Genomic DNA, 22,570 nt, shown 5'->3' with positions numbered 1-22,570 from the left:
AGGAAGATGTCTGCACTGATGATGATTGTGGTTGCCATGATCACGACCATGGGGATGAGCATCATGACCATTCTCATGAGGAAGATGTCTGCACTGATGATGATTGTGGTTGCCATGATCACGACCATGATGATGAAGACATTGAATTTAGCCTTTGCGGTTGTCCGGACTGTGCTGATGATGACCATGACCATGACCACGAACATGGCGATGGAGAATTATTGGCTGAAGGAAAGCCTCTAATTGCAAACAGACCTATTCAAATCATCCTTGCAAGCGGAATATTATTTGTTTTAGGCCATATTTTTGAATGGTTGTCATTTAGCCCAACCATTGTAACAGCCACTTATATGGTTGGAGCAGCAATTGCAGGTTATGAAATAGCTATTTTGGCTTATAATTCATTAGTTAAAAGGCACACTGTTGGCCCTGCAATGTTAATGTGTATTGCTTGTGTTGCTTCATTCATTATTGGGCATCCTGAAGAGGGTGCTGCAGTAACTTTTCTTTATTATATTGCGGAATTCTTAGAAGACTATGCCGAACACAGAGCTAAACGCTCAATTAAATCATTGGTTGAAATTGCCCCTGATACTGCCAGGGTCAAAGTAGGGGATAAGGAAGAGATTAGAAATGTCGATGAAGTGGAGATTGGAGATATTGTCATTGTAAAACCTGGTGACAAAGTTCCTTTGGATGGTGAAGTTATCTTGGGTTCCTCTTCAATCAACCAGGCATCAATCACCGGTGAAAGTGTTCCTGTTTTAAAAGAAGTTGGAGATGATGTATTTTCCGGAACTGTAAATGAGGATGGATATCTGGAAATAAGGGTAACTACCGCCGCTAAGGATTCAGTAATCTCAAAAATAGTAACTTTGGTTAAAAGGTCTCAGCTCAACAGGTCTGAAACAGAATCTTTAGTTGAAAAGGTGGCCAAATATTACACTCCTATCATGATGGTTGGAGCCGCCATTGTTGCATTTGTCCCGCCATTGTTATTCGGTCAAAACTTAACCGATTGGGTTTATAAGGCTCTTTCACTTCTGGTAATTTCATGTCCATGTGCATTCTTGATTTCAACTCCGGTGGGCATGGTTTCTGCCATTACTTCAGCTACCAGAAATGGAGTCATCATTAAGGGCAGTACCTATGTTGAAGAGATGCGTAATGTCAAAGCGGTAATCTTTGACAAGACAGGTACCTTAACTGAAGGAAAGCTCAAATTAAGTGATGTTGAAGTTCTTGATGATAATTTATCTAAAGAGGATATTGTAAAAATCGCCGCATCATTGGAACATGATTCTTCTCACCCGATTGCTCAGGCAATCGTTAATTATGCAGATGAAAACAATATAATTTTTGATGATATTGAAGAATTTAAAAACGTTCCTGGTAAGGGAATCGTTGCCAACATTAACGGTGAGCAGTTCTATGCTGCAAATGAATCACTAATTGAAGGATCCAGCTTTGATATCTCAAGAGATGAAATTAACAGGTACTCAAGTGAAGGCAAAACATTGATTTTTGTCGGAAACTCCGAAAAGGTTTTGGGTATCATAACCGTGTCAGATAAAATCAGGGATAACGCAGTAGAAGTTATCAATGACTTGAAAAATCAAGGTGTGCAGACTGTAATGCTTACAGGAGACAATAAACATGCGGCAAAAAATGTCGCGGATGAAATCGGAATCGATTATGTCTATTCCAATCTGCTTCCTGAAGACAAGTTAAATATCCTGGATACAATAAGAAACAAGTTTGGTGATGTGGCAATGGTTGGAGATGGAATCAATGACGCTCCTGCACTGGCACGTGCAAACATAGGTATTGCAATGGGTGCTGCAGGTTCTAATGTAGCCATTGAAACAGCAGATGTTGCATTGATGCAGGATGATATTTCAAAACTACCGTATTTGTTTGCCTTAAGCCATAAGACAATGAGAATCATTAAGGAGAATATTACTGTGGCAATTGCAGTAAAACTCTTGTGTGTAGTGCTTGCGGTGTTAGGTATTATCACATTAATGATGTCTGTTGGTTTTGGAGATTTGGGTTTAACTTTATTGGTTATTCTAAACTCATTTAGAATTGGAATGGTGAAAGATCCACTATTCTAATTTTTCTTTTTTTTTTAAATATTCATGATTTAATTTTATATAGGACCCCACTTGCTGTTAGAATAAGGACGGTTATGATTGAATATACAATTAAATTAATTAATTCAGGATTCAATAGAAGGTTGGAAACTCCCATTAGCCACATGATGATGATAAAAATAGGCAATACATATTTAATGATGATAACCCATGTTTTGCCTACTTTGATTCTTGAATTTTCATTTAGAATTGGTATGAGTGATTTGATATCATAGATCCATCCAAAGATTACGCATTGAATTGCAACAAATAGCAGAATGCCAAATGTATTTGCAAATCCATCAACAATGCCGACAAGGTAACTGCCGATGTTGATTGTAAATATTAATGAGAACATACATGCTATGGCACAGACTATTGTCACTGATTTTTTACGGGACATTTTAAACTTGTGCAATACTGAATTTATCACAGGCTCTATCATTCCAATAATGGAGGTCATTCCAGCAAAGAAAATGACTAAAAAGAATAATGGCGCTAAAACATGTCCTATAGGCCCATTATATTAAATATATTTGGGAAAACAACAAATATTAATCCTGTTCCTTCACTGATTATCTGAATCATAGGAATTCCTGAGTTAAATGACATATAGCCTAAAATTGAAAAAACGCCAAATGCGGTAAATATTTCAAACAGGGAATTTGATATGACCACTATGAATATGTTATCTATTAGTTTGGAATCTTCAGGAAGGTAACTTGCGAGTGTCACTACAATGGCCTGTCCCATGCTTAATGAAAATAATATTTGGGAGAATGCCGCAAGCCATACATTGATGTTTAAAAGCATATTCCAGTCAGGTTTGATTAGTGTTTCAATGCCGATATATGCTCCTGGAAGCGTTAAAGCATAGATAATAATGCCAGTCATCATCACAAAAAGCAGAGGAATAGCTATTTTTGAGAATTTTGCAATTCCGTCATTTAAGTTTTTATGTGAAATTAACCAGGTTAAAAACCAAACAAATACTACACATAGGGTAGTTGGAATTAAAAAGGAAATCGGGTTGGATAAATTTGAATTTCCGCCAATGGTTTTTGTAAAGTACAATGCAGGGTCATTTCCCCAGGAAAATGTGAAGCTGGAAAATAGATATGCCAAATCCCAACCTATAATAACCACATAGTAGATTCCAATCGTGAAAATGATTAATATGATTATCCAGGATATAAATTCAAATTTTGGATTAATTCTTTTAAATATGTTTGTAAAGGAGTCTTTAAAACTGAATCCGATTCCATATTCCAAGATTAAAAATGGAATTCCCATGATGGCTATTGCAATCAGGTAAGGGATAAAAAAGCTTCCCCCACCATTTGAATAAAGCACATAACTGAAGCGCCATATATTTCCTAATCCAACTGAAGCGCCAATCATTGCTAAAATAAATGATAGGGAACTATCCCAACGTGCATTTTCCACCATATTTAATCCTCATAATATCTATATTAAATTCTATTAATAAAGTTGATTATACTGAAGTTAATTAACTTTATATCTGAATAAAGTTTAATAATTATTTATGAAAAATAGGGATAATTCAAATAGTGTAGATATAATGCTTGGAAACCCTAAGCAGGCTCTTTTAAAGATGTCTATACCATTGATTATCTCACTTCTTATTTCTAGCTTATACAATCTTATTGATGCGGCATGGGTATCTGGTTTGGGTGCTGACGCACTTGCTGGCGTCGGATTTTTCACACCGATATTCATGATTCTGGTCGGTTTCGGAAACGGTTTGGGAGCCGGTGCGGCCTTTGCAATATCGAAATATGTTGGCGAGGGGAACAAGTCAAAGGCGGATAATGCGTCAGCTCATTCAATTTTAATAGATATTGCAGTATCGATTATCATAACAGTTATCCTTTGGATTTTACTCATACCAATCTTGAATGCTATGGGTGTTGGCCAGACAATCGGTTATGCAACGGATTATGGAAACATTATTGTTTTAGGTTCGATATTCATAATCCTTTCAAATGCCTTGTATGGAATTTACAGGGGAGAAGGAGATTCCACTAGGCCGATGTATGCCATGATTGCATCAGCCATACTAAACATGATTCTGGATCCGATTTTTATTTATTACTTGAATTTGGGTGTTAAAGGTGCAGCTATTGCGACAATAATTTCAGCAGTTTTTGTTATTCTGATTTTGCTTTATTGGTTTTATATTAAAAAGGACACCTATCTAAAGCCGATTTTTGGAAATTTTAATCTTGAAAAGGATATTGGATTGGACATTGTTAAAGTAGGCATTCCGGCAAGCATCCAGCTTTTGAACAATGCATTTTTTGCAGCGGTCTTTTCAGCACTTCTGGCCTTTGTAAGCTCGACTGATTCTGTTGCGGTCTATTCCACAGGTTGGAGGATAGTAACAATAGGCACAACTCCACTTTTGGCTATTGGAACGGCTTTGATAAGTGTGATTGCTGCAAATTATGGTGCCAAAAACTATAAAAACATTCAAATAGCCCATAGGTATGCAATGAAGATTTCCATGATTTTTGCATTTGCGGTAGCTATCCTGACTAATGTTTTTGCGGGAGATATTGCTTCAATATTTGCATCTTCCGGAACAAGTGTAAGAATAGCTTCTGAGCTTACAGGCTTTTTGTCATGGATTGTTATTTATTATCCGACAATGGCCGTAGGTGTTGCATCAACTTATGTTTTCCAGGGAATAGGTCGAGGAATAACCGCAATGTTTCAGACAATCATGAGGGAAACTGGTTTTACAATATTTTTTGCAGTATTGTTTGCAATTGTCCTAAATTGGGGTGTTTGGGGTGCTTGGATGGGAATTGTTTTAGGTGAAGTCGTTTCAAATAACATCACATTGCTGTGGGCGGATTTGACCATTAAAAAGCTTATTGATTGAATATTTTTTATAATTTTTTTTGAAATAATACTATTTTTATTATTATTAATATTTAAGTAATACTTTTTTATAAAAAAGTATTTATACTAGTGAATATAAACTATAATTTAGAGTTTGAAGTAATTATTAAATTTATTATTTTTACTCATGCCAAGAAAATATACACCTATCTTTCAAAATTGTTTCCTTCCTCTATTACTTCAAACTTCCTTATTTTAATAGGCATTTAAGTCATATTCAAAAAAATAGAAAATAAATAAGAGATAGGATCCCTTATTTATCAATGTTGTTAATATCTTTTAGGTAGATTACATCATCACATATTGTGTTGACCAAATCCATGTCATGGCTTACAAGCAGGAAACCCATGTTTCTTTCTTTTACTATTTTTAAAACTGAGTCTATGATTTGCACTTGGGTTATAGCATCTAACATTGTTGTCATTTCATCTGCTATCAAAAATTTTGTTTTAGGATTTATTGCTCTTAGAACTGAAAATCTTTGGAGTTCTCCTCCGGACAGTTCTTGGGGAAATCTTGTAAGCCAGGATTTTTGAATTCCGAACTCTTCTAAGAGTTCATCAGGGACTTCCCAAGATTCGCCTAATACATCATTCATTTTCCATTTTGGATTCATAACCTTTTCAGGATGTTGATAGATTAGTTGTACTGGGCAGAATTCCTTTTTAGGAAGTTCTTCACCATTTAAAGTTACTCTTCCATCATATCTTTGTATGTATCCGGAGAGAATTTTACAAAGTGTTGACTTACCGCTTCCACTGTCTCCAACAAAACCTGTTATTTTTTTGTTGTCCAGATATATGTCAATATCTTTTAATATGTATTTTTTAGCTGAAGGATATTTAAATGAAATATTTGAACCAATAAGTTCCATGTTATGCACCTTCCTCATATTTAAAACATCTGACTTTTTTGTTTCCTAGGTCGATTAGTTGAGGCCTCTCATCTTTACACCTGTCGAATCTCATTTCGCATCTGTCGTAGTATGGGCATCCGTTTGGTATTTCTCCGTGTAGTGGTTGGTGTCCTTTGGTTAGTTCGAATCCGTTTGCGGGCAGTGCTTTGTATAGTGCTTTTGTGTATGGGTGGAGCAGGTTTTCTCCATCGCCTGAGAAGTCCTCTTTGAGTGCGATTTCGATTACGTATCCTGAGTAGAATATTCCTATTCTGTCTGCGACTTCCAGTGCTGCGTGGATGTCGTGTGTGATTAGAAGTACTCCTATTCCGTCTTCTTTCATGTGTTTGAAGTGATTTAATGTTTCTTCTACTGTTTTTTGGTCTAAACCTGGTGTTGGTTCATCCGCTACGACGAGTTTAGGGTCTGATAGTAATGCTGTTGATACGAGTACTCTTCTTGCCATTCCTCCGGATAGTTGGAATGGGTACATGTCATCCACTTCTGGGCCTAGGTTGTAATGTTCGAAGATTTCCCTTTGCTTTGTTTTCTTTTGTTTTCTTTCTTCATCCGTTTCCGTGTGTCCGATTGCTTGGTCGGATATTTTCATTAGTGGGTCAAGGAAGTTTACTGATTGTGGTACTAACACTATGTCTTTTCCTCGGATTTCTTCTTTGTCTTTTTGTGATAGTTCTTTTCCGTTGTATTTGATTTTACCGTTTAAATTTGCGTTTTCAGGTAGGATTCCGAATATTGCGTGTGCAAGTAAACTTTTACCTGATCCGCTTGAACCTAATACTGCTAATATTTCTCCTTCAGATATGTCCAGGGTTAAATCGGTGATAACTTTTAAATCTCTTTGATTTAAACCTTGAGTATATTGAATGAATGAAATAGAAACGTTTTCAACATCTAATAATTTTTCCATTAAATCACCCTAATAATTTAAATGACAAATTTTATATACTAATTTGTTCTTTATCAATATTAAAGTTAATCAAAATCAATAAAAAAGTATTACTAATTGATTAATATATTTCTAAAATGTAATACTTTTTTCTAAAAGGGATTAATATGAATGTAATTATTAAGGAATTAAGCAATGATTCTAAACAAATTGCAGATGTTCAGAAATTCTTGTTTAATATGATAAAAATTGAATTTGGATATGATTATGTTCCCGAATGGCATCAGGATGTTATGAACATGAAGGAATATTATATCGATCCGAAAAAGAATAATTTTTTTGTTGCATATGCTGAGGAAACTGGTGAAATCATAGCAACTATTGGTATTAGGGCTTATGATAAAGATTTTCCAGAGTTTAGACATTTGTATTCTAAAGAAACTACTTCAAGTATATGGCGATTATTTGTTGACAGGCGCTGCAGACGTTGTGGCTTAGCTTCTAAAATGTTTAGTGTAGCTGAAAGTTTTGCTAATGCAGTTGGTTATGACGACATTTATTTGCATACTCATAAAAACTTGGATGGAGCATTAACCTTTTGGACCAAAATGGGTTTTGTTGTTTCTCTTGATGCAAATGATGAGCTTCAAACAGTCCATATGGATAAAAAAATTCAAGGATTAGAAATTAGTCCTCAAGCATATGATTTGAGATATGCAGTAAAATTATAACCTTTTAATGTATTTTTGTGTATGTGGGCAAACGTAAATGCATTTTCCACATACTGTGTCCGCTTTTCCCAAATTTTCTTCAGATATTTTTAAAGCATACTTTTCACACTTTTTGTCATCGTAAAAATCATTTCTGTGAAGCTTGTAATTCCATTCTTTACCACTTATCGCACCACCTAGACATGCATCTTTACATATTTCACATTTGCCGCATTTTGATTTGAGTATTGGCTTTCCGATATCTAATGGAGCATTTGTTAATACTGATGATAGTCTTAATGCAGATCCATATTTCAATGTTGTAAATAATGCGGATTTTCCAATCCAGCCGAGACCTGCGCGGGTGGCAATGGTTTTATGAGGTAATTCAAATGAATTGAACTCGCCAAAATCAGTTCCTAGTCTTTTTTTTGTTTGTGCATAAGCATCATATCCATTATCTATTAAAAACTCTTCACATTTCATTCCTAACTCATCCAATCTGGAATTGAGTTTTATTAGTTCATTAAGATATTCTTTAGTTGGTGCATTTTGCATATTCCTTATGATTTCTTTGGGATAAGTTATGTAAAAAACAACCCCTATATTCAATCTGGGTTTTGGTGTAAAATTGGTTATGTCTGCATATCCTACTTCATTAGCACCGTTTTTTAACATGAATTTTTTTAATTTGATGGATAATGACATGAGGCAATATTTACCACTGATTTTATATAAATTTTAGTTTTGTATTATTTTTAGTTAAAAATTTTTTACATTATCTGTATTGATTTTTAAATATTTTTTATATAACTGATAAAATTTTGTTATTTTAAAATTAACAATCTTTATTTTTTTCATATGATTATATCGTTTTTTTATATTTATGAATTCAATTTTAAAAGTAATAAATATCTTTTTATATGTATTATTTGTAAAATATTATTGATATTAAAATAATTAAAATTTGTATTACTTATTAAGTATTTTTTTAGTATAAAGTAATACTTTTGTTTTAATATGCGTATTATGATTTTAATGATGGTGAAAGTTTATGGATAAAAAAATGATGATGATTATTGGGGCTGTGGCAGCAATAGCTATCGTTGCAATTGGTGCTTTTGCTTTGATGGGAGGATCCCATGATGATGATCCAACACACTTAACAGTAGCAGCTCACAGTAATATGAAAGAACCAGAAGCAGGTTTTAACCCGCTCACTGGTTGGGGATGCGGACACATGAACTATAATCCCCTAGTTCAAAGTTGTTTATTTAAAACAGATTCAAATGGGACTATTGTCCCTGATTTAGCAACAGATTATTCAATTGAAGATGATGGAAAAACTTGGGTAGTAAATGTTAGGGATGATGTAAAATTCTCCGATAATTCAACATTCGACGCTAAAGATGTTGCATTCACATTTAATACAGCAAAAGATACTGAAACAGATTTGGATTTAACTAATCTTGAAAAGGTAACTGCAGTAAATGACACTTGCGTTAAATTTGAATTAGTTGAACCAAGATCAACTTTTATTTATGATTTAAGATATGTTGGTATCGTGCCTGAAGAATATGATAATAATACTTATGGTGAAAATCCAATTGGTACCGGACCATATGTATTAGACCACTGGGATAAAGGTCAACAAGCAATATTCAAAGTAAATGATAATTATTACGGCGATAAACCATACTTCACTCAAGTAACCATGTTGTTCCCTGAAGAATCAACCTGGTTAGAACTTGCAAAATCAGGTCAAGTGGATGTTGTGCCTGTTGCAACTTCCGCATTAAACCAAAGTGTAGACGGTTACAAGTTTGTTGAAAAATCAGCAGGTAGGGCACAAGGTGTATCCTTCCCTTACCTTGAAGATAATGGTGAAGTAACTAATGAAAGCGGCTGGAAAATAGGTAACAATGTAACTGCTGATAAAGCAATCAGAGAAGCATTAAACGTTGGTGTCAACCGTCAAAAAATGTGTGATGAGGTATTCTCAGGTCACGCTACTCCGGAATATACAAGTGTTGATACAAGAGCGTATGCAAACCCTGATGCCGCAGTTCAAGATGGAAATGTAGATGAAGCAAAACAAATCTTGAAGGATGGCGGATGGGAAGACACTGACGGTGATGGAATTGTAGAGAAAAATGGTACAAAAGCATCATTTGATTTATACTACCCGCCAGACTATCTTGACAGACAATCTCTAGCAACCGTATTTGCAGAACAAGCTAAAGAAATTGGAATTGAAGTAAACCTTGTTGGTGCTGACTGGGATACAATTTATGCAAACATGTACAGCTCAGCTGCATTAATGCAACAAACTTCCCCCGACCCATATAAATCCATCTATCAGCAATTCCACAGTAAAGCTGCTGATGAATTCTATATGAATCCTGGTTTATACAACAATTCCGCTTCCGATGCATTGATGGAAGAAGCTATGCACTCCACAGATTTAGAAGCAGCTAATACATTATGGGCTCAATCCGCTTTAGTTAACGGCGGAGGTTGGGGTCCTGCTGGTGATGCTCCATTTGCATGGCTTGTTAACTACAACTATAACTATTTCATTAAAGATGGAATTGATATAGGTAACCAACCTGACGGTTTAGGAAATGATTTCTTAATTAACATCTGTGAGTGGACAAGAACCACAGCTTAAATCATTTTCCTTTTTTTATTTTTTTTTAAAATCTTCAAGGGGGTTTATTTCATTGAATAAACAAAAAATAATTAAATATTTTGGTTTTAAATTAGTACGTTTTATAATACTGATGGTTGCTGTTGCAATTTTTAGTTTTGTATTACTAGATTTATCCCCTATTGATCCTGTTAGTGCTTATTTAAAAGGTGCAGCAGTATCAGAAGCCCAAAGGGCTATTCTGGAAGGATATTTTGGTACCAATGTTCCATTGCCTACAAAAATTTTTCATTGGCTTTTGGATTTAATCCAAGGTAATTTAGGAACTTCCTTGATATATCGTGCTCCGGTTATTGATGTAATAATTGATAAATTTTCAGCTTCTGTAGTGTTAATGGCTCTTTCATGGATATTTAGTGGTATCATTGGATTTGCCTTAGGAGTAGTGGCTGGTAAAAATAAAGGATCCTGGATTGACAAAGCGGTCAAAGTTTATTGTTATGCGATTCAATCAGCTCCCTCTTTTTGGGTTGGAATGCTTATTTTAATGATATTTGCCGTTTATTTAGGATGGTTCCCTATAGGATTTGGTGTTCCGATAGGTGTTAAAAGTACAGATGCTACATTTATGGAGTGGGCATCAAGGTTGGTTCTTCCTACATTGACATTAAGTGTTGTTGGTGTGGCGCCAATTGCCATGTACACACGTAATGAATTAACCCAAGTATTATCATCTGATTATGTACTGTTTGCAAAATCTAGAGGTGAAAAAGGTTGGGATTTAGTGAAAAATCATGGAATAAGGAATATTTTACTTCCTGCAATTACTTTACAGTTTTTATCATTCAGTGAACTGTTTGGTGGTGCAGTGCTTGTAGAACAGGTATTTTCATATCCTGGAATTGGTCAAACGGCAGTAGCTGCTGGTCTTCAAAATGATGTACCTTTATTTTTAGGTATTGTACTTATCAGTGCAATATTCGTATTTGTTGGAAACTTGCTTGCGGATATTTCTTATTATTTCATCGATCCAAGAATTAAGGAGAGCGAGTTCAATGATTAAGAAGAAAACAAATGATAAGGAGCCATGGTTTATATACCGTGCAAATCTCAGAACAAAGACTCTTGTGATTATTGGACTTTCAGTATTAGTTATTGTAAGCATTTTTGTATGCGGTTATTTCATAAGAGATATTCCAACTAATTTTGCTTCTGCTAATCAAATGCCTTCCTTGGAACATCTCTTTGGTACCGATTGGATGGGAAGAGATATGTTTCAAAGAACAATTGCAGGGCTTGGATTAAGTTTAATGGTAGGTTTTATTGCATCTGTTGTCAGTACTATAATCTCCATTATTTTAGGATTATTTTCAAGTTTCAACAAATTGGCTGATGAGACAGTTGCGGGAATTATAGACTTATTTGGTTCTATTCCACACATTCTTTTAATTATTCTGGTTTCCATCATGTTTGGTGGTGGAGTGTTTGGGGTAATTATGGGTGTTGGTTTAACCCATTGGACTCCTCTTGCAAGAGTTCTCAGGTCTGAAGTAAAAGAAATTAAAACCAAAGAATATATTCATTTGGCAGAAAATTTAGGAAGATCAAAAGTTTGGATTGCGCTTAAACATATTTTCCCATTAATTGTTTCTCAAATAATTGTAGGTGTAATTTTAATGTTTCCTCATGCAATCATGCACGAAGCAGCAATTACTTTCCTAGGATTTGGTTTACCTCCTCATGAACCTGCAATTGGTGTTATATTGTCAGAATCAATGCATTACTTATCATCCGGATACTGGTGGTTAGCATTTTACCCAGGTATGTCATTATTGATTGTTGTATTGCTATTTGACTTTATTGGGGAAAATGTTGAAAAATTACTCAATCCTGAAACCGCTCAAGAATAAGAGAAATATTACATTTCTCTTTTTTTTATTTTTTTAATAGGTGATAAAATGAATATTATCATTCGTGAAATTAATGATGATTGTGATGAAATTGATTTGGCTAAATCTTTTTTATATAATCAGATTAAGGAAGTCTATGGTATTGGTCCAACTCCTAAGTTTCATTATGATATTGAAGGATTAAAAGAGTATTATATATTGCCTGAGAGAAACAACTTTTTTATAGCTTTGGATGGAGATAATATAGTTGCAACTGCAGGTATTAGGGCTTATGATAAGGATTACGAGTTTCTTAAGGAGACATGCTGTGGGGATGATACTGCAAGCATTTGGAGATTAATGGTTGATAAAGAATATAGGAGAAATGGTATTGCACGTGTACTTATCGAGGTAATTGAAAAATTCGCTAAAGATGAAGAGTATCGTCGTATTTATTTAAATTCGCACAGATATCTTGAAGCAGCCATACCTTTTTGGAAATCTCTTGGATATGAGGTAACCTTTGAAGAAGATGACTATGATGAAACTACTCATATGATTAAAAATTTGATTTAATTTATTTTCCTAAATCTTTTTCCTAAAAACTTATTTTATATTACACTTAAAATTATTATCAATGAAAAGAACAGCACTAAAGATTGGATATATCGGAACCAATTTCCATGGCTTTCAAAGACAGCCTGACTTAAGGACTGTCGAAGAGGAACTTATTTATCATTTGCGCAAGCTTGACTACATCGATGATTTGAAAAAGTCCAGATTCAGAATTGCGGGAAGAACAGATGCAGGTGTTCACAGTTTAGGCAATGTAATCAGTTTTCAGTCTGAAAAGGAAGTCCGTGTCAATGAAATCAACAATTCCCTTCCGGATGATATTCAGATTTTAGCCAGCGCTCCTGTAAGATATGCATTCAAGCCAAGATATGCTCAAATGAGACATTATCGCTATATGTTATTCCAGGATTTGGATGTTGATAAGATTAGGCAAGTGGCTGAAATCTTTAAGGGAACACATAATTTCACTAATTTTACAAAACGCTTTCAAAAGACAACTACAAGAACAATCGATGACATTAAAATCACAAAAGTGGACCTGAATGATTATCATAAAAGGGAATTTCCAAATCTGCATGATACCATCTCTCCGATATTTGTGGATATTTATGGTGAATCGTTTTTATGGAACATGGTAAGGAAAATGATGAGGGTTTTTGTTGATGTGGCTTTAGGAAAAATGGATTTGGAGGAAGTGGAAAGATTATTGAATCCAAAAGAAAATGAGCCTCGAGCTTACATTAAAGTTATGGAAGCGGAATATCTGATTTTGATGGATATTCAATATGATGGAATCAACTTCACTTATGACGATTATGCATGTGAGAGATTCAGGCGGGATTTGGTTGATTCTCTTACGGATTTGCAGAAAAGATATGCCATTCGTGAATCAATGATAAAAAGTTTAAATGATTTACATGAATTTTAATTATCACGGTAAAACTTTTTTATGTAATTTTTAATAAATATACTAAATGATATTATGAAAATAGCAACCATTTTGGGAACAAGGCCAGAAATTATTAAGATGGCCCCTATTATTGATGAGATATCAAAGAGAGGAATCGACCAGATTATATTGCATACCGGTCAGCATTATGATGAGGAGATGTCCGATAATTTCTTCAGGGACTTGGAAATTCCTGCTCCGGATTACAATATTCATGTCGGTTCAGGCACTCACGGCAGGCAGACAGGTTTGATGATGCAGGGAATTGAGGAGATACTGCTGGATGAAAAACCGGATATAGTTCTTGTTCAGGGGGACACCAATGCAGTGCTTGCAGGAGCTATTGTAGCTTCCAAATTGCATATTGCAATAGGCCATGTCGAAGCAGGACTCAGGTCATTTGATATGACTATGCCTGAGGAAGTCAATAGGCGTGTTGCTGATGTTTGCTCAGCAATGTATTTTGTTCCAACTGAAGAATCTGCAATTAACCTTTTGGCTGAGGGTTTCTCAAGGAAAAACTTAATCATTACCGGAAATACCGTTGTCGATGCTTGCTTTAGACATCTGGAAATAGCCAAGAAAAAAGGATTTGAAGAAGAATCACTTGCCGAGTTAGACATTGATAATATGGATAACATTTTGACTTTAACAATGCATAGGGCAGAAAATGTGGATGACAAGCAAAGAGTGACTAATATTATTGGAGCTTTAAAGGAATTAAGTGATATGAATATTATTTTCCCGATTCATCCTAGAACCAAAAATACTCTTCAAAACTTTGGCCTGTTTGATGAATTAAATGATTTGGAACATGTTCATATTATAAAACCTTTAGGGTACTTGGATTTCCTGCAATTGACTTCAGCTTCCACATTAATCTTAACGGATTCAGGTGGTCTTCAGGAAGAGGCCATAACCCTTGACGTGCCTGCCTTAACTTTAAGATACAATACAGAAAGACCAGAAACCGTGACTGCTGGTGGGAATATTCTTGTCGGTTCCGATAAAAATGCAATCTTGGAAAATGCATTTAAAATCTTAAACGATAATGAATTTGCAGATAAAATGAGAAATGCTCCTAATCCATATGGTATGGGGGATTCCGCAAAATTGACGGTTGATGCAATCGAAGATTATTATGCAAAAGGTCTACTTGATATTTCAGCTCCTGAAGACATAATGGGTTCATTTACAAGAAAAATGGCTATGGTGACTGAGGACATCACGGTTAATGAATTTGAAGACAGTAAAAACGCTTTAATCCATTTGGTGTTTGATGGTGACAAGATGAGATTTCCTAATGATGATTTGAATATAAAAGGTATGTGTGTTAGTTATGATGAAAGAGAATGATTCTATTTTGGTTTTTGAATATTTTACGGCTTCAGGCGAAAAGGATAAATGCATAATATCTGAAGCTGAAGCATTGATATTTGCACTTTTGGATGATTTAAATGAATTTAATGTAGATTTGGTTATCAATGAATCTTATGAAGGTGTTATTAAGGATTATAAAAATGTCAATCCAATCTTTATCGATGTTGATGTTATAGAATGGTTAAAGGACAATGCATCTAAGTTTGACAATGCTATTTTCATAGCTGCAGAAAACGACAACAATCTTTTCAATATTGCAAAAATATTGGAAGAAAACGATGTTAATATTTATAATTCTTCTTCTGAGGCCTGTTTTATTGCATCTGACAAATCCGAAACTTATGAAGTTCTTTCAAATATAGTTCCACAGCCAAGAACATTCAGATTTAAAATTGATCCTAAGGGATACTGGAAAAGGGCGATTGAAAATTTGCATGAAAAATGGCAAGCTGAAGATCCGTTAACTCCTCTAAAACTTATCATAAAACCGTTAACTGGAGTGGATTGTGAGGATATTGTAGTAATTGAAAAAATTGAAGATTTAACTTTGGATTTGGATAAAATCTTCAAGCCAGGTTCAAGGGTTATAGTTCAGGAATTCATTGATGGAACTGATGTAAGCGTTAGTCTAATCAGTGATGGAAAAAGTGCCATTCCTTTAAGTCTCAATAAACAATTCGTTGAACTTAAAAATGATAAGGGAATATATATGGGTGGAAAATTACCATTTGAAAATAAATATAAGGATGAGGCATTTGAAATAGCTAAAAAGGCAGTTGAAGCTATTGATGGCTTGAAGGGTTTTGTAGGAGTTGATTTGATTATCAATTCTGATGAAAAAGACATTTACTCAGTGTATCTTTTGGAAATCAATTCTCGATTTACAACACCCTATGTCGGTTTAAAGCAAGTTGCCGATTTTAATATAGGAAAATCAATAATTGACCTTATTGACGAAAAGATAACCATTAATGATTTGGATATTTCACTGGATGGTGAGGTTGAATTTAAAAAGTCCGGAGATAATTTAATAATTAGGAGAGTATGATTATGAAGATAGCCGGTTTTGATATTGGAGGCGCCAATACTGATTTGGCGGTCATCGACTTTGATGGAGATGAAATAAAAAAAATTGAAGTTGATTTTGCCTATCTTCCAATGTGGAGCAATAATAATGATTTGTCACGGGTTTTGGTTGAACTGATTGGAAATATATGCCCAATCACTGAAATTGATGCTGTTGGGATTTCAATGACTGCCGAACTTGTTGATGCATATGATACCAAAAAAGACGGAGTTTTGGATGTCGTCAGAAAATGTGAAGACACTTTCAACTGCCCGATAGCTTATGTGGGAATTGATGGGATGATGTCAAAAGCCGAAATCGGAAGTTCTCCTCTTAAGGCAGCGGCCGCTAACTGGATTGCGACAGCTCAGATTGCCACTTTAATTTCTGATAACTGTATTTTCATTGATACCGGCAGCACTACAACAGATATTATTCCTATTAAAAATGGTGCGGAATGTGCAATTGGCAAATCTGATTTTGACAGGTCTGCAACTGGTGAATTGGTTTACACCGGAACTTTAAGGACTAACTTGGCCAGTTTCCTGGATAAGGTTGAGTTAAATGGTAAAGAATACAGAGTTGCTTCTGAATTATTTGCACAGACTGCCGATGTTTATACTGTTCTGGATTTGATAGGAGAAGATGATTATGTTTGCGATACATTTGACGGTGAATCCAAATCAAAAACAGATTGTGCAAAAAGGATTGCCCGTGTTGTTTGTGCGGATTTGGAAATGTTGGGCATGGATGAAATTGTTGAAATGTCTGAATTTATTCATCAAAAGCAAGTAGAGCAAATTGCCGATGGCCTAAAACAGGTTCATGAAGCGCAAGATTTGGATTTGATTGTTGTAACTGGCCTTGGTAAAGATATTTTAGATAAGCCCGCAGCAGAGCTTTTAGGTCTTGAAGTAAAATCCATGGGTGAAATCTTAACTGATGAGGAATGTGTTGTTGCGCCGGCTGTCGGAACTGCAGTAATGATGAAAAAATATTTAAATTAGAGGGCTTGTCCTCTTTCAATCTTTTTTTTTAAAATAAGTTAATACCAAACGTCCTTTAAACCAAGTAAATATGCGCCGGTATTGGCAAGTAAATGTATAATTAAGGTCAATACGATTGCTATAACAATAAAGGATAAACTGAGTTCAATGACTAATGAAACTAAGATTAATGCAACAATTAAAAAGTCTAATTGATCTAAAAGAGGGGCAGGCTTTCCTCTTCCAATCCCAAGTCTCCTTTTTAAAAAACTTCCTATAGCGTCACCTAAAAGAGCACCGAAACCCAGCAAAAATCCGATTAGTATTCCGCTGCTTACATCGGTGACGATTGGAGTTATAATAAGTTGTCCGAAGTTTGCCATTATTGCTGGAGCGAGAAATCCTTGGATGATTCCGGTTAATATTCCAACAATGGTTCCTGCAATCAAGCCTCTCCATGTAACTCCGTCACCTATCCATCTAACGCCGTTGCTATCACCTTTCCCAAAATCAACAGGGGTGCCTCCTCCAAACACTAATCCCGCACCATTAGAAAAATACGCAGGCAATATGAAGTAAAGTGTTGTGACGCATGCAATCAGTAACATTTGGATATCAACATTCATTAATCTTTTCTCCAGATTCTTTGTATTTAAATTATATTCTAACTAGTATATATTAATTAACTTTAAATATTACCTTAATTTAAATATATAATATTATGTAAGTAATACTAATAATAAATGTTATTAGTTAAAGGTGATTTTTTTGAAAATTAAAGATACAAAAAGTTTATGCCCTGAGTGTGGTAAACCACTTTCCGCTGAGGTTTTTAATGAGGATGGAAAAGTTTTCATTAAAAAGACTTGTGATGAGCATGGGGAGTTTGTAAACACTTATTGGAGTGATGGAGAGTTATACGATAAAGTAAAAGTCTATACTCCTTCAATAACCGGTGTAGAAAATCCTTGTGTGGAAGATACAGGTGCTTGTCCAAGCAATTGTGGATTATGTTCAAAACACGAAACTTCCACTGTATTGGGGCTTATTGATGTTACAAACAGGTGTAATTTAAAATGCCCTGTATGTTTTGCTAATGCTGCAGCTGCAGGATATTTGTATGAGCCTAGTCAGGATGAAATAAGGCAAATGCTTAGGAATCTAAGAAACTTAAAGCCTAATCCATGTCCGGCTATTCAATATGCCGGTGGTGAGCCTACAGTTAGAAAAGACATTATTGAACTTATTGAAATGGCTAAAGAAGAAGGTTTCACTCATGTTCAAATAGCTACTAATGGTATCAGATTAGCTAAAAGAAAAGGTTTAGCTAAACAATTAAAGGATGCCGGTTTGAATACAGTTTACCTTTCTTTTGAAGGCGTAACTTCAGAACCTTACATTATAAATAAAGGAAGAGATTTGCTTCCGGATAAACTTCAAGCTATTGAAAACTGTAAGGAAGCTGGTTTAGGTGTTGTTTTGGTTCCTACTTTAGTTAAAGGCGTTAATGACAATCAAGTTGGGGAAATTATTAAGTTTGCTTTTGATAATAATGACATTATTTATGGTGTCAACTTCCAGCCGGTATCTTTCTCAGGAAGAACTCCTTCAGACCGTGTTGAAGAGCAAAGGATTACCATTCCTGACTTTGTTGACATTATCGAAAAGGAAACTGACGGTCAAGTTCCTACTTCCGCATTTTATCCGCCTTCTTTCGTTGAACCGATTGCAGAGTTCATTTCATTATTGGATGGTGAGGAATCAGCTAAAGTAACATTGAACTGTCATGAGCATTGTGGAATTGCTACTTATGTATTCAGAGAAAAAACTGAAGGCAGTGGAAAAGATAAATTAATCCCAATCACAGATTTCATTGATGTTGATGATTTATGCAATAAATTAAAGGAATACAATGAAAAACTTAGAAAAGGCAAATTTGGTTCTCATAAGAGAGTTTTAGCTGGATTAACAGGAAATCTTGCAAAAATGATTCATACCAGCAGGTCCCCTAAGGATTTGGACATTACAAAAATATTATATAATGTATTTGCTAAAAGGGATTATGAGGCATTAGGAGACTTTTCTAAAGATGCAATGCTTATTTCATGTATGCATTTCATGGACCCATTTAATTTTGATGAAGACAGGGTTAAAAAATGTGTTATTCATTATGCAACACCTGACGGTAGAATCATACCGTTCTGTACAATGAATTCCATATATCGTGAAGCTGTTGAAAGAGAATTTTCAGTACCTTTTAAAGGTAAAAATTAAAAATTTATAAAAAAATCACCAAAAACTTATTCTGTATTTGGGGTTTCCCAAATACTTCATTTTTTTATCAATTAATTTCATAGTGATATAAATGGATATTATTAAAGGAAAAACATGGACTTTTGGGGAGAATATTGACACTGATGTGATTATCCCCGGAAGATATTTGAGAACATTCAATCCTCAGGATTTAGCAGATCATGTCTTGGAAGGGGAAAGGCCTGATTTCACTAAAAATGTTAAAAAGGGAGATATTATTGTTGCTGATGAAAACTTTGGATGCGGTTCTTCAAGAGAGCAGGCGCCTGTAGCCATTAAAACAGCGGGTGTTGATGCAATTGTCGCTAAATCATTTGCAAGGATTTTTTATAGAAATGCAATTAATATTGGTTTGCCCGTAATTGTTTCAGATATTGAGGCTAAAGATGGGGATATAATTAGCATTGATTTGTCAAAAGGAACTTTAGTCAATGAAACAAGTGGCAAATCTACTACTTTTGAACCATTTAAAGAGTTCATGCTAAATATTTTAGAGGACGGTGGCCTAGTCAACCATTATTTAAATGATAAAGAATGATTTTATTTTTTCAAGGAGGAATTAAAAAATGGATTGCCCTATTTGCGGTTCGGATGACATTGAAATATTAAACTCAAAACAAAAGTCATCAAAAACAAAATTGATGGAAGAGTATCTATTAAGATGTGAATCATGTGGTCATGTCTTTAAAGATATATTTTCTGCTAAAAAACCAAAACCTTACAGATTAATTATTTCAGAACAGGATAAATCTCATAAAACCACTATCGATTTATCTCCAAGCGATGAACTTAAAACTGGAGAGATTTTGCTATCAGAATTCGGCCAAGTTGAGGTAACCAGTATTGAAGTAAATGATAAAAGAGTAAATAAATCTAAAATTGAGGATATTGATACTATTTGGGCGACTTCTGTTGAAATTCCAGCACGTATTGGATTTTCAGTTGATTTGCATGGTGAAGTTGACTCATACAAGTTGGATTTGGATAGGGACTTTGAGATAGCTCCAGGCGATGTCGTTAAAATAGATAAGCATATTGTAAAAGTGCATGTAATAAAAACTCAAGATAGAAAACTCACCTCAGGATTTGCTAAAGCAGGAGTTATTAAGAGAGTTTATTCAAAACCTGTCAAATTCAATAATTTTGATTATGATTTAACTAAAGATATTTTTAAGAAAACTTCATAGGGATAATACCATGAAAGTATATATTGACTCTTATGGATGTACATTCAATAAGGCAGATGGCCAGATAATGGCAGGGGTATTGCTTGAAAACGAAATAGACCTTGTCGATTCTATTGAAGAAGCGGATGTAATTATTGTAAACACCTGCTATGTTAAATTGCCAACTGAAAATAAGGTTGTTTATAAAATTCAAAAGCTTCAAGAGGATTTTCCTGATAAAAAAGTCATTGTCAGCGGATGCATGGTCGAAATCGATCCTGAAAAATTGGAAAAGATTGGTCCGAACTGTTCCTGGATAGGACCTCATCAATTGAATAAATCTGCTGATGTGGTTAACGGAACTTACTGCGGAGAGGTCATTCGTGAAACCGGTTTTTCAAAGGAAAGTAAGGTGTGTGTTCCTAAAGTCACTGATGATAGCTTAATCCATATTATTCAAATTTGTGAGGGTTGTTTGGGTGCATGCGCTTTTTGTTGTACTCGTTTTGCTCGTGGGCCTTTGAATAGCTATCCAATAAAGGATATTGTTAGGGAGGCAAAGGAAGCTATTGAAAATGGGGCATGTGAAATTCAGCTCACTGCCCAGGATACTGCCGCTTTCGGTAAGGACACTGGTGAGAAACTGTCTGATTTAATTAAAGAAGTGGCTAATTTAGAAGGAGATTTCCGTGTTCGTGTTGGAATGATGCATCCTAAAAATATTTTAAATAATGTTGATGATATAATTGAAGCAATTAAACAGCCGAAGGTATATAATTTCATACATTTACCAATACAATCAGGCAGTGACAAGGTCTTATCCGAAATGAGGAGGGGTCATAGTATTGGCCAATACCTGGATATCGTATCAAAATTCAAAAGTGAAATTCCAGACTTGACATTGGCTACAGATATTATTGTGGGGTATCCGACAGAAAATGATGAAGATTTCAACTGCACTGTTAAATTGCTTGAAAATGTAAGGCCAAGTTTAATTCATTTGTCAAAATATCAACACAGGAAGGGCGCAATTTCATCATCGCTTGAAGAAATTCCCCGTGATGTGATGAAGAAAAGATCTAAATTTTTATCTGAAATTAAATCCAAAATAACTGAAGATGAAAACCGTGAATTAGTTGGTTCTTATCAAAATGTCTTGGTTATTGAAAAAGGTTCTAAAGGAGGATTTATTGCAAAGACAAATTCTTATATTCCAGTAATTATTGATAATGTTGAATTAGGAACCTTTGTTAATGTAAAAATAACCGAAGCGACATCAACTTACCTTAGAAGCGAATTAGCGTAAAGAAAATTTTTTAATTTTTTATTTATTCTTATTTTATATTTTTACTTAATTTTTATCCTTTAATTATAATCAATTTCTATATTTTTTTTTAATTTTCAAAAGCATTTTCTCATAAGTGCACTACCTAAATATAGGGATAGTATATGCAGTTTTACCGATACATTTATATACTATTGCATACTATCATTTAATTGGAGGTGTAATTATGAGTGAATTACCAATCGCACCAGTCGGTCGTATCTTAAAAAATGCTGGCGCACAAAGAATTAGTGATGATGCAAAAATTGCATTAGCTGAAGCATTAGAAGAAAAAGGTGACGAAATCGCACAAAAAGCTGTTAATTTCGCACGCCACGCTGGTAGAAAAACTGTAAAAGCTGAAGATATCAAATTAGCAATCAAATAGATTTTCTAATTAGTTATTTTCAATAAAAGCTTTATATAATAAAATCTATTGGCCATTTTTCTTGGTCAATTTTTTTTATTTTTAACTTATTTTATAGACCTGTCCTGTGTAAGGCAAACTTTATATATTACTTTTTATAAAATATTTAATGTTATATGGGACCGGTGGTCTAGGGGTATGATTCCTCTTTGACGTGGAGGAGATCACGAGTTCGAATCTCGTTCGGTCCATATGCCATGGTAGTTCAGATGGGAGAACGCTAGACTGAAGATCTAGATGTCGCTGGTTCAAGTCCGGCCCATGGCATT

Annotated in this window: 22 protein-coding genes and 2 tRNA genes; 18 read left to right on the top strand and 6 right to left on the bottom strand. The window is 34.6% G+C overall.

Features of this window, described 5'->3' with window-relative positions; genetic code table 11:
* On the top strand, window positions 1-2,117 hold a 2,117-nt coding region (locus tag IJI93_RS09055), incomplete at its 5' end, for a cation-translocating P-type ATPase (protein ID WP_292822296.1).
* A gap of 22 nt (window positions 2,118-2,139) precedes the next feature.
* Here IJI93_RS09055 and IJI93_RS09050 read toward each other — a convergent pair.
* Together IJI93_RS09050 and IJI93_RS09045 are read right to left on the bottom strand one after the other, a co-directional pair.
* The gene (locus tag IJI93_RS09050; protein ID WP_292822294.1) at window positions 2,140-2,598 is read right to left on the bottom strand and encodes a hypothetical protein; all 459 of its coding nucleotides are present in this window, start codon (window positions 2,596-2,598) and stop codon (window positions 2,140-2,142) included.
* Window positions 2,599-2,645: 47 nt separating this feature from the next.
* Window positions 2,646-3,584: a hypothetical protein gene (locus IJI93_RS09045; RefSeq protein ID WP_292822292.1), complete on the bottom strand. Its 939-nt coding sequence runs from the start codon at window positions 3,582-3,584 to the stop codon at window positions 2,646-2,648.
* Window positions 3,585-3,681: 97 nt separating this feature from the next.
* Between IJI93_RS09045 and IJI93_RS09040 the strand changes: the two genes are divergently transcribed.
* A complete protein-coding gene (locus tag IJI93_RS09040; protein ID WP_292822290.1) occupies window positions 3,682-5,043 on the top strand; it encodes an MATE family efflux transporter in 1,362 nt (453 codons plus the stop codon).
* A 273-nt stretch (window positions 5,044-5,316) separates the two neighbouring features.
* On the opposite strand, the gene IJI93_RS09035 is transcribed toward IJI93_RS09040, so the two are convergent.
* Both IJI93_RS09035 and IJI93_RS09030 read right to left on the bottom strand, forming a co-directional pair.
* The gene (locus IJI93_RS09035) at window positions 5,317-5,937 is read right to left on the bottom strand and encodes an ABC transporter ATP-binding protein (protein ID WP_292822288.1); all 621 of its coding nucleotides are present in this window, start codon (window positions 5,935-5,937) and stop codon (window positions 5,317-5,319) included.
* Between the two features lies 1 nt (window position 5,938).
* Entirely contained in the window at window positions 5,939-6,886 is a 948-nt protein-coding gene (locus tag IJI93_RS09030) for an ABC transporter ATP-binding protein (RefSeq protein WP_292822286.1), read from the bottom strand.
* Window positions 6,887-7,032: 146 nt separating this feature from the next.
* On the opposite strand from IJI93_RS09030, the gene IJI93_RS09025 reads away from it, so the two are divergent.
* Window positions 7,033-7,596: a GNAT family N-acetyltransferase gene (locus IJI93_RS09025; RefSeq protein WP_292822284.1), complete on the top strand. Its 564-nt coding sequence runs from the start codon at window positions 7,033-7,035 to the stop codon at window positions 7,594-7,596.
* Here IJI93_RS09025 and IJI93_RS09020 read toward each other — a convergent pair.
* Window positions 7,591-8,283: a 4Fe-4S double cluster binding domain-containing protein gene (locus IJI93_RS09020; RefSeq protein ID WP_292822282.1), complete on the bottom strand. Its 693-nt coding sequence runs from the start codon at window positions 8,281-8,283 to the stop codon at window positions 7,591-7,593. The genes IJI93_RS09025 and IJI93_RS09020 overlap by 6 nt on opposite strands.
* 346 nt (window positions 8,284-8,629) lie before the next feature.
* Here IJI93_RS09020 and IJI93_RS09015 point away from each other — a divergent pair, with 346 nt between their 5' ends.
* The 8 genes from IJI93_RS09015 to IJI93_RS08980 all read left to right on the top strand — a co-directional run bounded on the left by IJI93_RS09015 (window position 8,630) and on the right by IJI93_RS08980 (window position 17,092).
* Complete coding sequence (locus tag IJI93_RS09015) at window positions 8,630-10,246, top strand: ABC transporter substrate-binding protein (RefSeq protein WP_292822280.1); 1,617 nt, start codon at window positions 8,630-8,632, stop codon at window positions 10,244-10,246.
* Between the two features lie 112 nt (window positions 10,247-10,358).
* Window positions 10,359-11,288, top strand: coding sequence for an ABC transporter permease (locus tag IJI93_RS09010; RefSeq protein ID WP_292822298.1), 930 nt, complete (start codon window positions 10,359-10,361; stop codon window positions 11,286-11,288).
* Window positions 11,281-12,135: an ABC transporter permease gene (locus tag IJI93_RS09005; RefSeq protein ID WP_292822278.1), complete on the top strand. Its 855-nt coding sequence runs from the start codon at window positions 11,281-11,283 to the stop codon at window positions 12,133-12,135. Before IJI93_RS09010 ends, IJI93_RS09005 begins: the two co-directional genes overlap by 8 nt.
* 48 nt (window positions 12,136-12,183) lie before the next feature.
* The gene (locus IJI93_RS09000; protein WP_292822276.1) at window positions 12,184-12,690 is read left to right on the top strand and encodes a GNAT family N-acetyltransferase; all 507 of its coding nucleotides are present in this window, start codon (window positions 12,184-12,186) and stop codon (window positions 12,688-12,690) included.
* Between the two features lie 61 nt (window positions 12,691-12,751).
* The gene (gene truA, locus IJI93_RS08995; RefSeq protein WP_292822274.1) at window positions 12,752-13,618 is read left to right on the top strand and encodes a tRNA pseudouridine(38-40) synthase TruA; all 867 of its coding nucleotides are present in this window, start codon (window positions 12,752-12,754) and stop codon (window positions 13,616-13,618) included.
* Window positions 13,619-13,672: 54 nt separating this feature from the next.
* Window positions 13,673-14,995 carry a non-hydrolyzing UDP-N-acetylglucosamine 2-epimerase gene (gene wecB, locus IJI93_RS08990; protein ID WP_292822272.1) on the top strand — a complete coding sequence of 441 codons (1,323 nt, stop codon included), beginning with the start codon at window positions 13,673-13,675 and terminating at the stop codon, window positions 14,993-14,995.
* Window positions 14,979-16,067 carry an ATP-grasp domain-containing protein gene (locus IJI93_RS08985; RefSeq protein ID WP_292822270.1) on the top strand — a complete coding sequence of 363 codons (1,089 nt, stop codon included), beginning with the start codon at window positions 14,979-14,981 and terminating at the stop codon, window positions 16,065-16,067. The genes wecB and IJI93_RS08985 overlap by 17 nt, the downstream gene beginning before the upstream one ends.
* A 2-nt stretch (window positions 16,068-16,069) precedes the next feature.
* On the top strand, window positions 16,070-17,092 hold the full coding sequence (locus IJI93_RS08980; RefSeq protein WP_292822268.1) for a hydantoinase/oxoprolinase family protein: 1,023 nt from the start codon (window positions 16,070-16,072) through the stop codon (window positions 17,090-17,092).
* A gap of 38 nt (window positions 17,093-17,130) precedes the next feature.
* Here IJI93_RS08980 and IJI93_RS08975 read toward each other — a convergent pair whose 3' ends face one another.
* A complete protein-coding gene (locus tag IJI93_RS08975; RefSeq protein ID WP_292822266.1) occupies window positions 17,131-17,697 on the bottom strand; it encodes a CDP-2,3-bis-(O-geranylgeranyl)-sn-glycerol synthase in 567 nt (188 codons plus the stop codon).
* A gap of 142 nt (window positions 17,698-17,839) precedes the next feature.
* On the opposite strand from IJI93_RS08975, the gene tes reads away from it, so the two are divergent.
* The 7 genes from tes to IJI93_RS08940 all read left to right on the top strand — a co-directional run bounded on the left by tes (window position 17,840) and on the right by IJI93_RS08940 (window position 22,568).
* On the top strand, window positions 17,840-19,345 hold the full coding sequence (gene tes / locus IJI93_RS08970) for a tetraether lipid synthase Tes (RefSeq protein WP_292822264.1): 1,506 nt from the start codon (window positions 17,840-17,842) through the stop codon (window positions 19,343-19,345).
* A 91-nt stretch (window positions 19,346-19,436) separates the two neighbouring features.
* On the top strand, window positions 19,437-19,922 hold the full coding sequence (gene hacB / locus IJI93_RS08965) for a homoaconitase small subunit (protein ID WP_292822262.1): 486 nt from the start codon (window positions 19,437-19,439) through the stop codon (window positions 19,920-19,922).
* A gap of 28 nt (window positions 19,923-19,950) precedes the next feature.
* Window positions 19,951-20,571, top strand: a complete 621-nt coding sequence (locus tag IJI93_RS08960) for an HVO_0476 family zinc finger protein (protein ID WP_292822260.1) — start codon at window positions 19,951-19,953, stop codon at window positions 20,569-20,571.
* A gap of 10 nt (window positions 20,572-20,581) precedes the next feature.
* The gene (locus IJI93_RS08955; RefSeq protein WP_292822258.1) at window positions 20,582-21,856 is read left to right on the top strand and encodes a tRNA (N(6)-L-threonylcarbamoyladenosine(37)-C(2))-methylthiotransferase; all 1,275 of its coding nucleotides are present in this window, start codon (window positions 20,582-20,584) and stop codon (window positions 21,854-21,856) included.
* A 205-nt stretch (window positions 21,857-22,061) separates the two neighbouring features.
* A complete protein-coding gene (locus IJI93_RS08950; protein WP_042691314.1) occupies window positions 22,062-22,262 on the top strand; it encodes a histone family protein in 201 nt (66 codons plus the stop codon).
* A gap of 158 nt (window positions 22,263-22,420) precedes the next feature.
* A tRNA-Val gene (locus IJI93_RS08945) sits at window positions 22,421-22,492 on the top strand.
* A 3-nt stretch (window positions 22,493-22,495) separates the two neighbouring features.
* Window positions 22,496-22,568, top strand: a tRNA-Phe gene (locus IJI93_RS08940).
* Window positions 22,569-22,570 lie beyond the last annotated feature (2 nt).

Origin of the sequence: Methanobrevibacter sp. (genome assembly GCF_017431965.1) — an archaeon.
Lineage (GTDB): Archaea > Methanobacteriota > Methanobacteria > Methanobacteriales > Methanobacteriaceae > Methanocatella.
The sequence above is the reverse complement of the archived record's forward strand: the minus strand, read 5'-3'. Positions and strand labels throughout refer to the sequence as shown.